A 16,564-nucleotide genomic window follows, 5' to 3' on the forward strand; every position below is an offset into this window, starting at 1 on the left:
CTGACATCCAACACCCAGCACCCAGCACCTAGCACCTAGCAATCAATCTTCAAATTCCAATCTCCAAATTCCAATCTCCAACAATCCAAAATTCAAGTTCAAGCTCAAATTCCAATAATCCAAAAATCCAAGCATCCCACATCCGACATCTGACATCCGACATCCGACATCCGACATCTGACAATCAAAACTCCAAATTCCAATCTCCAAAAATCCAAAAATCCAGAAATCCAGAAATCTGATATCCCCAACCAAGACTCAAGACCCAAGACCCAAGACTCAAGACTCAAGACTCAAGACTCAAAATTCCAAATTCCAAGCATCCAAAAACTGGACAGTCCATCGTCTCATGTCTCATGTCTCATGTCTCATGTCTCATGTCTAAATAGAATTAAACCTTTTACCTTTACCATAGTCATAGCATCAAATCAACAAAAAATTGATCGCTGAGGAAACCTTAGTCGCTGAGCTAAAACATAAGGATAGTCAAGCTAAAGCCTTTGAAGTGTTGGTCAACACCTATAAGGAACGCTTGTATTGGCATGTCCGAAGGATTGTGTTGAATCATGATGATGCTGACGATGTGTTGCAGAATACCTTTATCAAAGTGTATCGGAATATAGAGGGCTTTAAAGGGGATAGTAAGCTGTATTCCTGGATGTATCGCATTGCGACAAACGAATCCCTGACTTTTTTAAAACAGAAATCCAGGAAAGCGGGTATCAGTGATGAAGAATTGAAAATTGCAATGGTAGAAAACCTTCAATCCGATGTTTATTTTGAAGGGGATGAGATCCAATTAAAGCTTCAGAAAGCTTTGGCAACACTGCCTGATAAGCAAAAGTTGGTTTTCAGCATGAAATATTTTCAGGAAATGAAATACGAAGAGATATCAGAAGTGCTTGAAACCTCGGTAGGTGCCCTAAAAACCTCTTACCATTTGGCAGTAAAGAAAATTGAAACGTATCTTAAAGCCGATTAAACCTTTTTAAGGTTCGGGGGTCAAACAAAAAAGATGGGAAAGGATAAAAAAAATAAATTCAAAACTCCGGAAGGTTATTTCGACAACTTTCATGACCGACTTATGGACAGGATCCAACAGGAGGATTCCCAAGCTGAAAATTCCATAATTCCTAAGTCGGATGGTTTTGCAGTGCCCGAGACCTACTTTGAAGACTTTACCCCAAAAGTAATGGCCCAACTGGAACCTAAAGAGGTTAAAGTCGTTCAACTTAAATCTTATAAGAAAATATACTACAGCATAGCTGGAGTTGCCGCAGTATTTCTGTTGTTCTTTGGACTCAATGGGAAGAATACCGATACTGTAACCTTTGATGATTTGGCAAATTCCGAGCTGGAAGCCTATTTTGATACTACCGATTTCAATCTTTCTTCCTATGAAATTGCGGAGGTGGTTTCGTTGGAGCAAATCGAACTGTCCGATATTTTGGACCAGCATTTGGGCGAGGAGCAAATTTTGGAATATCTGGATGAAAATGTGGAGGACATTGAGGATTTAAACCTAGACTACAACAATTATGACTAAAAAAATACTCATACTAATTTTCAGTTTTGCCATGGGGTCCTCATGGTTTTATGCCCAGGGTCCTGCCCGTGAGCGCATCAAAACCCTAAAGGTGGCATTTATTACGGAACGTTTGAATCTCACTAGCCAAGAGGCGCAGTCCTTCTGGCCCATTTACAATGAATATGAAGAAACTTTGGAGCGTATTCGCAGAACCGAGCGCATGGAACTTCGCTCCCAAATAGCATTCATCCAGGATTTATCCAATGCAGAATCCTCTACCCTATTGGCGAAGTTTTTAGATGTGCAAAAAGAAAAGCATGAAGCCCAACTGGAGTTTATCTCCGAGATAAAAACCGTGATTTCGCCTAAAAAGACCTTGCTACTGCTGAAGGCCGAAGAAGATTTTAAAAAGCGATTGCTTCAGCAAATGCGAAAACGTCGAGGTGGTGGGTAACTTATTTAACCTGCTAATTTCCCTAGTTGAGCCAAGTACCTAGATATACAGCTTAAAGATAAATTCTATTTTGCCCAGCTTTCCAAAATTCATCAACTGAGATGATCCATTCGTCAATTGATAGATGCCATTGATCAATTCTGACCTGATTACAGGCAGGTAATAAGATTTATTTGCAGTACCCTACAATTACAAGGGTGTTAATTAAAAAAACTGCTTAAAATCTTATTATGAAAATCAAAACGTTATTTACTATTGCCATGATTACGATTCTCTGGAGCTGCAGCTCGGATGACCCTGCAAACACACAGAATCCTGAACCTACTGTCTCGGAACTTCAACAAGAGACTGTTGATCTTTTAACTGATGATGGAAACTCCAAGGTGTGGAGAATTGTATCCGCTGAACTTACCAATGGCAACGAAGTCTTGGATATTACCGACAATTTTAATGTGGCCGATGATGAGTTCATCTTTTCTGGAGGAACGGATGGTTCTTTGGTGTGGCGCAGAGGCCATGATATAAACAGGTCTGCATCAACCATAGATGAAACACTTCTTGACTTTTATAGATCACCAAAGCCTTCCTCTTTTTCCTTTGTTGGGGAAAGCGCCTCTGATTTGGCGTCCGATGATTTTGATATCAAAGTAATGGAAGATGGAACGGTGACAGCTACCTTGTCAGGTTCCGTAACAGCAAAAAGTGGTGCCAAAGTAAGAAAGTCCTCTGAAGGGATTTTGAATTTTACCTTGGCTAGCAAGGATGTGGTAGATTACAAAGCTCCAGTTGAAGATCTTGATTTTTCCGAGGCTTTTACATTTGAATCTGCGGCAATCAATGGCCGTTCCCCTGGGATGATCGGATCTTACAGTGACAATAGTTTTTTTATTGTTACCAAGGAAGATGTTCTTGACAATTTCGAAAAAAGACCTGAGCGTGTAATCAAATTCAATATGGATGATAACTCCCAGACAGATTATGTCAACTATGATTCTGAAGAAGATGCTGTTTCCAAACAATTACATATTGTCAATAATCAACTCATAGCATTTGGGGCTAGATATGTAAATACCTATGGATTAGATATTTCTAACGCCCCGACTTCTGTCCCCCATAATATCATATCCGAGGAGTACGAAATGGAAATTGCCTTTACCCGTTTTGGTATATCGGTTCAAGACGATGCTGCATATATTATAGGCGGGGCATTTATTCCTGCAACTATTGACAATAGCGCAATTTTCGAAATAGAGGAGGCAAAGAATATTTACAAATGGGATTTGGAAAGTCAAACTTCAACCTTGTTCGCAACCCTCCCAGAAACCAGATATGGCGCCAGAGGTACAATCATCAACAATAAAATGTATGTGTTTGGAGGAGGCCAAGATTTTTACGATACAAATCCCTCCAATACCATTTACATTATTGACATGGACAATCCCACCGATATTGAAACCCTCTATATGGAAAAACCATTGAGTTTTAGTTTTGTCCAAAAAAATGAGAATTTGATTTATGTAGCAGGATTCAAAGCAAATGTTGAAATAGAACAGGACATAATAACTGTGGTTGGAAAGGAAACCACAATTGGGGTATTCAATACTCTTGACAACAGTTTTACTGAATTAACTCATAACCTTCCCAAACCAAGTGTACACCATTCCATTCATCAAATGGCATTGTTCAATGATGAAATGTACATAATCTATGGCGGAGAGCACGGTGAAGAAATTCTTGATAGCCTTTATGAGGAGTGGGCCATTTACAAAGCGGATCTAAATTAATCCGGTACGAATTAAAGTGAGTTCGATGAAATTTTGTTCACTGATCAAATCGATAAAAAACATAAAAAAGGAGCCAATTGGCTCCTTTTCTATTTAAACCTTTCATCAAAACCGTGGTCAAAGAACCAGAAACCATAAAAATCTACATTATGAAAGCTTTAAAAACAATCCTAGTTGCCGTTGCCCTTTTGGGAACAATGGCCATTAGTGCCCAAAGAACGGTGGTTCGCGTATATCCCCAACATGGAACCGTGGTAACTACCATTAAAAAGCCACGAGTAGTAGTGCACAAAAAGACCAATTTCTATTTCGCGGATGGCGTGTGGTACAAAGCCCGCGGAAAAAGGTATGTGGTTTGTGCCGCTCCAGTAGGAATCAAAGTGAGAAGACTCCCCAGAACCCGAACCGTGGTTGTGGTAAACGGAAGAAAACTATACAAGTCCAGAGGTATCTGGTATAAAAAATCAGGTCGCCATTACGTGGTGGTCAACGTTTAAGTTGGTTTGGTTAGTAGTTAGAAAAGAGCGGCGATATTCTCGTCGCTTTTTTATTGAAATACCAATTTGGCAATCCGATTTTTTCCAGAGGCGTAGGCAACCGTATCGTTCAAAAAACGAAGGGAGTAAAAGCCTTCATCGCTAAGCCGTTTCCAATGCTGTCCTGAATCTTGGGAATAGGAAATCCCTGTAAACCCAACCACTACCAATCCTTCACCATCAGAATTGGGTACATATTGTACACAGCTTTTATAGTTGGGTTCCTCCCCATCGGCAACCAATTGCCAAGTTACACCCCCGTCTTGGGTAACAACCTTATTGGCTTTATTGGATTGGGGCTGGGTATAATCCCCTCCTATGGCAAACCCCACATTTTCATCATAAAAATCGATGGAGTAAATACCTTCGGTGGGTTTTTCATTAACAATGGGAGTTGCGGTTTTTGACCAGGTTTTACCCTTATCCATAGATTTATAGACCGCACCAGCCGTTGTCGCGATCCAAGCATTGTTGCCAACAGTGGCAATATTGGTATTGCTGGCTGCAAATGCCCCTTCCCCTTCTTCGGCATCGGGCAACTGTGAACAAGGCAATTTAGTCCAGGTATTACCTCCATCCCGCGTAATGATGATGGACAAGCACCCATTCATGCTGTCGCCAACGGCCATACCTTCCCTATCATTCCAAAATTTCATGGAATCATAAAAAACACCCTCGCCTTCATCCTTATATACCAGTTCCATTGTTCCCGCATCTCCAGTTTTGTAAAGTAATGCAGGATTTCCAGCAGAAAGCATAAAAAAATCCGTAGTCGTCTTTCCCACGGCCCTAAATCCAGGATAAAGGCTGTCATGGGCTTGAATATTGGAACGTACTGTATGGGTATTAACATCCACAGTTCCATACACACCGCCACTCCCTGCAAATGCCAAAGTTTTGCTATCCAAAAATTCAATGGCCCGTATGCTTACCGAATCCTCAAAAACAGTCTCTATTTGAACTTTGGAAAAAGGCTTTGGTCTTTCCTTTTTGGAACAGGCAGCAATCAAAATCAATAAGGTAAGTAATGGGAAGTATTTCATGCAGATGTGTTTGCCCAAATGTAATTGGAATCTTATTAGAAACCATACCTTTGCATTTCTTAATTTTTGGGATGCGATTACACCGAAACTTGGTCTTTGCCGTGATTGATGCGTTAAACATGATCTTCAACGAAAATGAATATGCCGATAAGGTAATTGAGAAAGTACTGCGGTATGATAAGCGGTGGGGAGCACGGGATCGTGGCTTTATTGCCGAAACCACTTACGACATTGTGCGTTGGAAACGCCTTTATACTGAAATATCGGAAGTGCACGAACCCTACTCCAGGGAACATTTGTTCCGATTGTTTGCCGTATGGTGCGTATTGAGAGGTATCCGAATCCCGGATTGGAAACAGTTGGAAGGTACTCCCGAGCGTCGAATCAAGGGTAGGTTTGATGAGCTGTCCAAAATCAGAAAGATAAAAGAATCCGTTCCAGATTGGATGGATGAGCTTGGTGAAAAGTCCTTGGGAAATGAACTTTGGACAAAGGAAATCGCTGCATTGAACAAGCAGGCCGAGGTCATCCTTCGAACCAACACCTTGAAAATAAAAAAGGAGCAGCTTCAAATTGCATTGGAACAACACGAAATTGAAACTGAACCTATCAAGGGCTATCCAGATGCCTTAAAACTCAAGGAAAGGAAAAATGTTTTCACCACGGAATCCTTTAAGGATGGCTTGTTTGAAGTGCAGGATGCCTCTTCCCAATTGGTGGCTCCTTTTTTGGAGGTGAAACCCGGACAACGTGTGGTGGATGCCTGCGCCGGTGCAGGGGGTAAAACCTTGCATTTGGCCGCACAAATGCAAAACAAAGGACAGTTGATAGCACTGGACATTTATGAGAGCAAACTCAAAAAACTGAAGATTCGAGCGCGTCGCAATGGGGTTCACAATGTGGAAACAAGGGTTATTGATTCCACCAAGGTCATCAAAAAACTGCACAATAGCGCAGACCGACTTTTGCTGGATGCTCCTTGCTCGGGATTGGGCGTAATTCGTCGTAATCCAGACTCCAAATGGAAGCTGGAACCTGAATTTATTGACCGCATTATGGGCGTGCAGCAGGATATTCTTCAGAATTACAGCAAAATGCTCAAAAAAGGTGGGCAAATGGTCTATGCCACCTGTTCTATTCTTCCACAGGAAAACACGGAGCAAGTGCAAAAGTTCTTGGATTCTGAACCTGGGCAGGAGTTTACGTTGGTCAAAGAGCAAAATATCTATGCATCGGAACATGGATATGATGGTTTCTATATGGCGTTGCTCAAGAAACAGTGAACCATGTTCAATTAACAATCAAACAATCCATTCGATCTTCAAATTCCAAACTTGAATTCCCAAATTCCTAGCTCGAAGTAATCCAACAATCCAATAATCCGATTTATTTGATTTATGTAACTTTGGAGCATGGCCAAACGTGTTTCCATCGAGGAGTTTTATAGTTCCAGTCAAAATGGTATTCCTGATAATCTCAAAACCGGTATAGGTCACTTCAATGTATTTAAGTTGGACGAATTTGCGGGACCTAAACCCAAACCTATGCCCTTTAACCGCAGGGATTACTTCAAAATAAGCTTGGTTTCCGGAAAGAGCAAGGTGTACTACGCCGATAAGGTGGTGCCGGTTGATGAACATGTGCTGGTATTCTCCAACCCGCAAATACCGTACAATTGGGAACAAATAGATGAGCAACTTACGGGGTATTTTTGCGTGTTCACCGAAACCTTTTTTCATCAATTTGGCGCCCTTTTAAACTACCCTGTTTTTCAGCCTGGAGGGATTCCCGTGGTTCAGTTGACCCATCAGGATATTGACAGGTTTACGCCCTTGTTTCAACGCATGTTCAAAGAGCTGAATGCAGATTACGCCTTCAAGTATGATATCTTGAGAAACCTAGTTTTTGAACTCATTCATGAGGCTATGAAACTGCAGCCTGCCCATACTATTGGCAATATCCATTCCAACGCCTCGGAGAGAATTACCTCCCTGTTTACCGAACTATTGGAAAGACAGTTCCCCATAGAGAGCACGGGGCAGCGCATGAAGCTTCGTTCCCCATCTGATTTTGCCAATCAACTCAGTGTCCATACAAACCATCTAAACCGGGCATTACAGGAAGTTGAACAGAAAAGCACCTCCCACTTAATTGCGGAACGGATTATCAAAGAAGCCAAAATACTTGTAAGACACAGCAATTGGAATATAGCCGAAATCGCATTCGCACTCGGATTTGAGGAAACGGCCCATTTTTCCAACTTCTTCAAAAAACACACCGACCTTTCTCCCTTAAAGTTTCGAAAAATAGAAATTGTTTGATTTTTGCAATTATTGGATTGACCCTCACAAGATAATCAAGTCAACCCTGTTGAACTTTGCAGTATTCATAAATAAAAACAAAAAACATGAGTACAAAAATTGCATTGATCACGGGCGGAAGTCGAGGGCTGGGTAGGGACATGGCCATCGAACTTGCCAAAAAAGGCTTGGATGTGGTCATCACATACCATTCAAACAAAGCAGCTGCCGAAACCACCATTGGTGAGATAGAGGGCATTGGTAGACAAGGTGTTGCCTTGCAGTTGGACACCACCAAAGTTTCATTTCAATCTTTTAAAACCCTACTGGAACAAACCCTAAAAACGGAATTTGATTCGGATACCATCGATTTTCTGATCAACAATGCCGGATTCGGGTATAACGCATCTGTTGCCGAAACCAATGAGGAAAATTTCGATCAGTTGTTTAATGTCCACTTTAAAGGGGTGTATTTTTTAACCCAGACCCTTTTGCCCATTCTAAAAGATGGAGGTGGAATTGTCAATATATCAAGCGGGCTTGCTCGTTTTTCCTTTCCCGGATATTCGGCCTACGCGGCAATGAAAGGAGCTGTGGAAGTCTTCACCAGATATCTGGCCAAAGAGTTGGGACCTCGTAAAATTAAAGCAAATACCGTGGCTCCTGGAGCCATCAACACCGATTTCAACAAGGAGCGTTTCGAGGAAATACCTCAGGTAATGGACCACATTGCCAACTTAACCGCCCTTGGCAGAGTTGGTGAAAGTCATGATATTGGTGGTGTAGTGGCATTTCTTTGTTCTGATGCGGCCAAATGGATCAACGGTCAGCGCATTGAAGTCTCCGGGGGGATGTTTATTTGATGGGTCAAGCAAAAAATCTTCGCAAGAGTTGCTTGATTAAAATAAATGCATCCTTGTCCTCTTCCAATTTTAATAGGTGAATTATACCTATCGCAAATCCTAAAGCAATAAGGAATCCTAATGTTCTTTTAAGCGGCACGTCAAATTTGGTATGCCGCTTTTTAGTTTTAGTAGGTTTGTCCATTATTTAAAACTATAGATTTATCAATTCCCGCCAGAACCGTTGTCCCATTTTCGAAATTTATTGAATCAATGGCTGGAAATCCGGTATAAATCAACAACTGACCGTTATGAATTGACGAATGGCTCCTTTAATTTGATGAATGAAACTATCAACACCTACTGGTTAACAAATCCAACTCCACAACCATTAAAATCCAAGTTAAACCTGTAAATTTGCACTTTCTTAATCTGTTCAACAATTAGGCTGATATGATTCATTTCTTTGGGGACCAGGCAACAAAGGTTTTTGCCGTCCAGACTGCTCAAGAAATTGCACCAAAAGACATTCAGAAACTTACATGGTTGTTTGGCAACCAGTCCAAAATAAACGCGGCGTCTCTTGACGCCTTTTTTATTGGACCTCGGGCAGCCATGATCACTCCCTGGAGTACCAATGCCACAGAGATAACCCAGAATATGGGTGTTGAGGGCATCCAAAGGATTGAAGAGTTTTATGCAACGGAAGAGGGACATCAAGACTATGACCCCATGCTTTTTCAAAAGTACCAGGGACTAGACCAGGATATTTTCACTATTAACATTGTTCCAGAACCCATTTTGGAAATTGATGATATAGCCAGCTACAACCAGCAGGAGGGTCTGGCGCTTAGTGAAGATGAGGTCTCCTATTTGGAGGAGTTGGCAAAACGTATTGGCAGAAAGTTGACGGATTCGGAGGTATTTGGCTTCAGCCAGGTGAATTCAGAACATTGCCGACATAAAATCTTCAATGGGACATTTATTATTGATGGGGAAGAAAAACCATCCTCCCTGTTCAAAATGATCAAGAAGACTTCGGAGGAAAATCCAAATGAAATTGTTTCAGCCTACAAGGATAATGTAGCTTTTATAAAAGGCCCCAAAGCGGTGCAATTTGCTCCCAAAACAGCCGACAAGCCCGACTATTATGAAGAAACAGAGTTTGACTCAGTTCTATCCTTGAAAGCCGAAACACACAACTTTCCCACCACGGTAGAACCTTTTAATGGCGCAGCCACAGGTTCCGGAGGGGAAATCAGAGATCGTTTGGCAGGCGGAAAAGGCTCGCTTCCATTAGCAGGAACTGCGGTATACATGACCTCCTACTCCCGATTGGAAGACCCATTCGACTCCGCTCAGGGCCGTCCGTGGGAAAAGGGCATGGCGGAACGCGACTGGTTGTACCAGACTCCCATGGATATTTTGATCAAGGCTTCCAACGGTGCCTCCGATTTTGGGAACAAATTTGGACAACCCCTAATCGCAGGTTCCGTGCTTACCTTCGAACATCAGGAGGAAGCTAGAAAACTAGGCTTTGACAAGGTCATTATGCTGGCGGGGGGAATTGGATATGGGAAAAAAGAGCAAGCCCTTAAAGATCAACCCCAAAAAGAAGACAGAATAGTCATTCTGGGAGGAGATAATTATCGTATCGGAATGGGGGGAGCTGCAGTTTCCAGTGCAGATACCGGGGAATTTAGTTCGGCCATTGAGCTGAATGCTGTACAACGCTCCAATCCCGAAATGCAAAAAAGGGCTTCTAATGCCATTCGAGGAATGGTGGAGAGTCATGATAACCCCATTGTTTCAATTCATGACCATGGTGCTGGAGGGCATCTTAATTGTTTGTCCGAATTGGTTGAAGAAACGGGAGGTACCATCAATACCGATAAACTTCCTGTCGGTGACCCTACCTTATCGGCCAAAGAACTTATTGGGAACGAATCCCAGGAAAGAATGGGATTGGTTATTGGAAAAAAAGACCTGGATTTGTTGGATCGTATCGCGGCTCGTGAGCGCTCTCCCATGTACGACGTGGGTGAGGTTACAGGAGATCATCGCTTCACATTTGTATCCGATAAATCTGGAGATAAACCCATGGATTTGGAGCTTTCCGACATGTTTGGAAGTTCCCCAAAAACCATAATGGAGGACCGCACAGTGCTTCGCGAATACGCCAAACTCAATTACTCCCTTGAACATTTTCACGATTATCTGGAACAGCTACTACAGTTGGAGGCCGTGGCCTGCAAGGACTGGCTGACCAATAAAGTAGACCGCTGTGTTGGAGGTCGCGTAGCCAAACAACAATGTGCGGGCCCGCTGCAGTTACCCTTAAACAATTGCGGGGTGATGGCATTGGATTTCAAAAGCAAGGAAGGAATCGCCACCAGTATTGGACACTCGCCAATCTCAGGCTTGGTAGACCCAGTTGCCGGTAGCCGCAATAGTATCACAGAAGCTTTGACCAATATCATATGGGCGCCTTTGAAGGATGGGCTTAAGTCGGTTTCCTTATCTGCCAATTGGATGTGGCCCTGTAAAAATGAAGGTGAGGATGCCCGTTTGTACGAGGCCGTTAAAGCCGTTTCCGATTTCTCCATTGCATTGGGAATCAATGTGCCCACGGGCAAGGATTCCCTATCCATGAAGCAAAAGTATAAGGATGGTGACGTGCTTTCACCAGGCACAGTGATAATTTCTGCAGCTGCAAATTGTAATGACATCAACAAAATAGTTGAACCCGTCTTGCAAAAAGATGGCGGGGATATTTATTACATTAACTTGTCAAAGGACGGATACAAATTAGGAGGCTCCTCATTCGCCCAAATCCTGAATGAAATAGGTAATGAAGCGCCTTCGGTAAGAGATGCCGCCTATGTAAAGTTGGTGTTCAACACCCTCCAATCATTGATTAAAGACGATAAAATTCTTGCAGGTCATGATGTGGCTTCCGGAGGATTGATCACCACTCTTTTGGAAATGTGCTTTGCTGATTTGGCTCTTGGAGCACAACTGGATCTTACCAAAATTGGTGAAGAAGATACCATCAAATTGCTTTTCGCCGAAAATGCTGGAATCGTTTTCCAAGCTAAGGACAATTCAGCGGAAGAAGCGCTTAGGCATGCAGGGATTGAGGCAATCAAAATTGGTTCAGTTTCATCAAAAGAGGAACTGACCATCAAAAACCATGGTATAGAAATAGGCCTGAACATTCCATCGTTAAGGGACACTTGGTTCAAGACTTCATATTTGCTTGATGATAAACAGACTGCGAATGATTTGGCCAAAGACCGCTATGAAAACTACAAAAACCAGCCCTTGGTTTACAAGTTTCCAGAAGGCGTCGCTTCGAGTGTCCCGATGAAATCGGGAAGTATCGAGAAGCCTAAAGCAGCGATCCTTCGTGAAAAAGGAAGCAATTCCGAACGTGAAATGGCCAACGCTCTATTCTTGGCCGGATTTGATGTAAAGGATGTGCATATGACCGATTTGATTTCTGGAAGGGAAACTCTGGAAGATATTCAGTTTTTGGGTGCTGTGGGCGGTTTTTCCAATTCTGACGTGCTCGGGAGTGCTAAGGGATGGGCTGGTGCCATCAAATACAATGAGAAGGCCAACAAGGTCATCAACGACTTCTTTGCCAGACCGGACACCCTATCCATAGGAATCTGCAATGGTTGCCAATTGTTCATGGAGTTGGATTTGATCAATCCCGATCATGAAACACATGGGCGATTGACCTACAATGATTCGGGCAAGCACGAAAGTAATTTTACTTCGGTCAAAATTCAAGAGAACAATTCGGTGATGTTGGGCTCCATGGCGGGATCTACATTAGGGGTATGGATTTCCCATGGCGAAGGAAAGTTTAGCCTCCCTCATTCCGAAAACCAATATGATATTGTGGCCAAATACGGTTATGAAAGCTATCCGGCCAACCCCAACGGGAGTGATTTCAATACCGCCATGCTATGTGACAAAACAGGCAGACACTTGGTGACCATGCCACATATTGAGCGTTCCACTTTTCCATGGAACTGGGCGCACTATCCGAAGGATAGGAATGATGAGGTCTCGCCCTGGCTACAAGCGTTTATCAATGCCAGGGAATGGGTGGAGGAAAATAGCTAGCTCTGGATTAAGTTAGATTGTTGGATTGTTAGACGGGTAGCTGCTCAGCACAGCGGTTCTATGTTTATCCTAATTCATAAATTTTAAGATTCGCGTAAATTCGTGACATTCGTGTCAAACCCTTGAACCACTTACATAGCAAAAACGTAATTCGTTAAATTAGTGATACCTGCCTACCGGCAGACAGGTTCGTGTCAAACAGTTAAAAACAACCTAATTGTGCCAAACAATATCCGCCAAGCTACTCTTAAAGACATCCCTGCAATTGTTGAAATGCTGGCCAATGACAAATTGGGAAAGCTACGGGAGGATTTTAGGGAACCCCTTCCTGAAAAGTACCTAGAGGCTTTCAAGAACATCAGTCAAGATCCAAATCAGGAATTGATAGTAACCAAGGACGATTCTGGCAACGTCATTGGCACCATGCAGCTAAGTTTTATTCAATATTTGACTTATCAAGGTGGGATTCGAGCTCAAATAGAAGCTGTTCGGGTGCACCATGATTGTCGAGGCATGGGAATTGGAAAAAAGTTGTTCCAATGGGCCATTGAGCGGGCCAAGGAAAGAGGAGCACATGTAGTGCAGCTCACTACAGACAAAAAACGCCCAGATGCTTTGGAATTCTATAAAACCTTAGGATTTACTAATTCGCACGAAGGCATGAAACTACACCTTAATCCTACCCAATGAAGGAATTTAGGGGTATTCTCGCCAACTTGGAAAAGCACATTCAGCTAACACCCGAAGAGCGTAAAACATTTGTATCCCAACTTCATCATGTGCAGCTTCAAAAACAGGAGGTCTTATTGGAGCAGGCAGCTTTTTGCGACGCTATATACTTTGTAAACGAAGGTATGTTGCGGGCTTATTCATTAGCCGAGGATGGCAAGGAACATACGGTCATGTTTGCCATCTCGGATTGGTGGATTACCGATGTGTTTGCGTTTGTCAAAGAGCAAAAGAGTGCGGTTAACATTGAGGCACTTGTCCCATCATCCGTCTTCCGACTGTCCAAATCGGATTATGAGCATCTTCTTGTTCAGATTCCAAACTTGGAACGCTTCTTTAGAATCCTAATGCAAAATGCGTACATACGGGAACAGCGAAGAAGCATGGAAAACCTTTCTCTTCCAGCCAAGGAAAAGTATGAAATTTTCAAGACCAGGTACCCTGAAATTTCAAAACAGCTCAACCAAAAACAGATTGCATCCTACCTAGGTATTACCCCGGAATTCTTAAGCATGATTCGCAACAACCCTTAGCAATCCCGTTTCTTAAACTACTTTATTTGCCATCATAACATTTCGAGCTTACTTTATCAAGATCAAAAATGCCTTATTATGATGATATTGATAGCAGGTCCCTATAGAAGTGGCACAAACAACGACCCAATCCTTATGAAAAAAAACTTGGAACGTTTGGAGGCAATGGCCTTGCCGCTGTTCCGAATGGGACACATGCCCATTATTGGGGAATGGTTGGCCTTGCCCCTTCTTAAATTGGCCGGAGCAAAAGAACCGGGAGATAAAATATGGCAGGAAATTCAGTATCCAGCAGCGCATCGTATGCTGCTTAAATGCGATGCCATCCTCCGAATCCAAGGGGAATCCAAGGGTGCCGATCAGGACGTTGAGGTGGCCAAAAAAAATGGACTTAAGGTATATTATTCCCTGGATGAGATTCCATCGGCCTAAAGAAAGTCTCATTATCAATTTTTAAATTTTTCCCTCCTTATAGTAAGAATACCATTTCTTAATCTGGGTCCTATTTCCTATTTTGCAATTACTTTACAGAAACTTACTATGCAAACAGTTACCAGATTATTTGATTTTCCATATTACCAATTGGAAAAATTCCCCCTTGAAAATTCGCTGGTTACCAAATACAACGGAACGTGGGTACCTACCTCTACCCAGGCCTATATAGATCGGGCCAATGCCGTTAGCCGAGCTTTATTGAGATTGGGGGTTCAGCCAAACGACAAAATTGCCGTGATTTCCATGACCAACAGAACGGAATGGAACATTATGGATATAGGGGTATTGCAAATTGGTGCGCAGAATGTACCCATTTACCCTACCATTTCAGCGGCAGATTATGAATATGTACTGAACCACTCCGAGGCAAAATATTGTTTTGTTTCCTGCAATGAGGTTTTGGAAAAGGTGCTCGAAGTGTCTTCCAAAATCAAGAACTTAAAGGATGTATACTCCTTTGACGAATTGGGCAATTGCAAAAACTGGAAAGAAGTTTTGGATTTGGGTGCTGATACTTCAAATCAGTATGAAGTGGAAAAGTTGAAAGCGCAGGTAACACCCAATGACTTGGCCACCTTGATTTATACTTCTGGTACCACAGGAAGACCCAAAGGGGTAATGCTGTCCCATGATAATCTGGTAAGCAACGCCATTGAAAGTTCCAAGCGTTTTCCCATTGTGGATGGCGAAACCCGCTCCCTGAGCTTTTTGCCCCTCTGCCATGTATATGAGCGAATGCTTATTTATCTGTATCAATATAGAGGTGTAGCTATTCATTATGCCGAATCCCTGGAAACCATAAGCGACAATCTCAAGGAAACGGAACCACATGTAATGACAGCCGTTCCCCGCCTGTTGGAAAAGGTATACGACAAAATCATAGCCAAAGGAGCAGCACTTACCGGTATTAAAAGGAAACTTTTTTTCTGGGCCGTTGAAGTGGGACTCAAATACGAACCCTACAGACAAAATGGTTGGTGGTACGAAAAGAAATTGGCCTTGGCCCGTAAACTTATTTTTAGCAAGTGGAAAGAAGGACTTGGCGGCAACTTGAAATTGATAGCCTCAGGTAGTGCTGCCTTACAACCCCGCTTGGCACGGATTTTCAACGCTGCTGAAATGGGCGTTATGGAAGGATACGGCCTTACCGAGACTTCCCCAGTGGTTTCTGTAAACGATATGCGGGAAAGCGGTTTTAAAATTGGAACCGTAGGTAGACCTATTGCAAGAACGGAAGTTAAGATTGCCGATGATGGTGAAATCTGCATTAAGGGACCACAGGTGATGCAAGGCTATTACAAGGATCCTGAAAAAACCGCTGAAGTTTTAAAAGATGGCTACTTCCACACTGGAGATATAGGAGAGGTGGATGCCGATGGTTTCCTTCGCATCACCGACCGTAAAAAGGAAATGTTCAAGACCTCTGGTGGAAAGTATGTGGCCCCGCAATTGTTGGAAAACCGTTTTAAGCAATCCCGGTTTATAGAACAGATAATGGTTGTGGGCGAAGGTGAGAAAATGCCAGCTGCCTTGATACAACCCAACTTTGAGTTTTTGCACGAATGGGCCAAACGACACGAGATTACTGTGGGCGCCAACTCGGATATTACCATAAATGACAAAGTCATTTCCCGCTTCCAGGAAGAAATAGATTTGGCCAACGAGGATTTTGCCAAATGGGAAAAAGTAAAACAGTTTAGGCTTACCCCGGATGTTTGGAGCGTGGATGACGGCCACCTGACCCCGACCATGAAACTCCGCAGAAAAATTGTCAAGGAAAAATATCTAGACCTGTACAATAGTATTTACGGGTATTAGAACCAACCAAAAAAAGAACCCTCCGCAAAGCGGAGGGTTTTTACTTTTCTTAATGACACATCCCCGATTTCGAACACTTCCCTAATTTCAACAAGTTGAAATTTTCCCTTCTCAAGAAGGGAGTTTTAAATTTACTCCAATGGAGTTCCCCTCTCGAGAGGGGCTTGGGGTGTGTCTCTAAATATCAAATACGGTTGAAAATCACTCTAACTTACCTCTCCTTGGCAAAATCTATATCCGCTAAATCCTCCAACTTTTTCTGAATGCAGTTGCCTTCCTTCAACTCCTTGATGGACTTTAGTAAAATCTCCCTGTTTTTACCGGTAAGCAGATATTCAGTTTCCATTATTCCAAAAGCTAAAGTA

At 42.7% G+C, this 16,564-nt stretch carries 15 protein-coding genes; 13 read left to right on the plus strand and 2 right to left on the minus strand.

The window, feature by feature from the left end; all coding sequences use genetic code 11:
* Positions 1-439 precede the first annotated feature (439 nt).
* The 5 genes from ACRHOZ_RS02120 (at position 440) to ACRHOZ_RS02140 (ending at position 4,263) form a co-directional block, all read left to right on the plus strand.
* The gene (locus ACRHOZ_RS02120) at positions 440-982 is read left to right on the plus strand and encodes an RNA polymerase sigma factor (protein ID WP_431121813.1); all 543 of its coding nucleotides are present in this window, start codon (positions 440-442) and stop codon (positions 980-982) included.
* Positions 983-1,015: 33 nt separating this feature from the next.
* Entirely contained in the window at positions 1,016-1,546 is a 531-nt protein-coding gene (locus ACRHOZ_RS02125; RefSeq protein WP_431121816.1) for a hypothetical protein, read from the plus strand.
* Positions 1,539-1,982 (plus strand): Spy/CpxP family protein refolding chaperone, encoded by a 444-nt coding sequence (locus tag ACRHOZ_RS02130; RefSeq protein ID WP_431121818.1) that lies wholly within the window; start codon positions 1,539-1,541, stop codon positions 1,980-1,982. The genes ACRHOZ_RS02125 and ACRHOZ_RS02130 overlap by 8 nt, the downstream gene beginning before the upstream one ends.
* 230 nt (positions 1,983-2,212) lie before the next feature.
* Positions 2,213-3,766, plus strand: a complete 1,554-nt coding sequence (locus ACRHOZ_RS02135; protein ID WP_431121821.1) for a hypothetical protein — start codon at positions 2,213-2,215, stop codon at positions 3,764-3,766.
* A gap of 149 nt (positions 3,767-3,915) precedes the next feature.
* Positions 3,916-4,263: a DUF6515 family protein gene (locus ACRHOZ_RS02140; protein ID WP_431121823.1), complete on the plus strand. Its 348-nt coding sequence runs from the start codon at positions 3,916-3,918 to the stop codon at positions 4,261-4,263.
* 50 nt (positions 4,264-4,313) lie between these two features.
* Here the strand turns inward: ACRHOZ_RS02140 and ACRHOZ_RS02145 are convergent, their stop codons facing one another.
* Positions 4,314-5,345, minus strand: a complete 1,032-nt coding sequence (locus ACRHOZ_RS02145) for a WD40/YVTN/BNR-like repeat-containing protein (RefSeq protein WP_431121825.1) — start codon at positions 5,343-5,345, stop codon at positions 4,314-4,316.
* Positions 5,346-5,416: 71 nt separating this feature from the next.
* Here ACRHOZ_RS02145 and ACRHOZ_RS02150 point away from each other — a divergent pair, with 71 nt between their 5' ends.
* The 8 genes from ACRHOZ_RS02150 (at position 5,417) to ACRHOZ_RS02185 (ending at position 16,199) form a co-directional block, all read left to right on the plus strand.
* Positions 5,417-6,628 (plus strand): RsmB/NOP family class I SAM-dependent RNA methyltransferase, encoded by a 1,212-nt coding sequence (locus ACRHOZ_RS02150; protein WP_431121828.1) that lies wholly within the window; start codon positions 5,417-5,419, stop codon positions 6,626-6,628.
* A gap of 129 nt (positions 6,629-6,757) precedes the next feature.
* Entirely contained in the window at positions 6,758-7,666 is a 909-nt protein-coding gene (locus tag ACRHOZ_RS02155; protein ID WP_431121830.1) for a helix-turn-helix domain-containing protein, read from the plus strand.
* Positions 7,667-7,752: 86 nt separating this feature from the next.
* Positions 7,753-8,508, plus strand: coding sequence for an SDR family NAD(P)-dependent oxidoreductase (locus ACRHOZ_RS02160; protein ID WP_431121833.1), 756 nt, complete (start codon positions 7,753-7,755; stop codon positions 8,506-8,508).
* A 432-nt stretch (positions 8,509-8,940) separates the two neighbouring features.
* Positions 8,941-12,624 carry a phosphoribosylformylglycinamidine synthase gene (purL, locus tag ACRHOZ_RS02165; RefSeq protein ID WP_431121835.1) on the plus strand — a complete coding sequence of 1,228 codons (3,684 nt, stop codon included), beginning with the start codon at positions 8,941-8,943 and terminating at the stop codon, positions 12,622-12,624.
* A gap of 219 nt (positions 12,625-12,843) precedes the next feature.
* Positions 12,844-13,314 (plus strand): GNAT family N-acetyltransferase, encoded by a 471-nt coding sequence (locus ACRHOZ_RS02170; protein ID WP_431121837.1) that lies wholly within the window; start codon positions 12,844-12,846, stop codon positions 13,312-13,314.
* On the plus strand, positions 13,311-13,886 hold the full coding sequence (locus ACRHOZ_RS02175) for a Crp/Fnr family transcriptional regulator (protein WP_431121840.1): 576 nt from the start codon (positions 13,311-13,313) through the stop codon (positions 13,884-13,886). The genes ACRHOZ_RS02170 and ACRHOZ_RS02175 overlap by 4 nt, the downstream gene beginning before the upstream one ends.
* A gap of 78 nt (positions 13,887-13,964) precedes the next feature.
* Positions 13,965-14,318: a DUF4406 domain-containing protein gene (locus ACRHOZ_RS02180; protein WP_431121843.1), complete on the plus strand. Its 354-nt coding sequence runs from the start codon at positions 13,965-13,967 to the stop codon at positions 14,316-14,318.
* 108 nt (positions 14,319-14,426) lie between these two features.
* Positions 14,427-16,199 carry an AMP-dependent synthetase/ligase gene (locus tag ACRHOZ_RS02185; RefSeq protein WP_431121846.1) on the plus strand — a complete coding sequence of 591 codons (1,773 nt, stop codon included), beginning with the start codon at positions 14,427-14,429 and terminating at the stop codon, positions 16,197-16,199.
* Between the two features lie 211 nt (positions 16,200-16,410).
* Here ACRHOZ_RS02185 and ACRHOZ_RS02190 read toward each other — a convergent pair whose 3' ends face one another.
* Entirely contained in the window at positions 16,411-16,545 is a 135-nt protein-coding gene (locus ACRHOZ_RS02190; RefSeq protein WP_431121848.1) for a hypothetical protein, read from the minus strand.
* Positions 16,546-16,564: the final 19 nt, after the last annotated feature.

This window comes from Flagellimonas flava (assembly GCF_050617915.1).
GTDB lineage: Bacteria > Bacteroidota > Bacteroidia > Flavobacteriales > Flavobacteriaceae > Flagellimonas > Flagellimonas flava_A.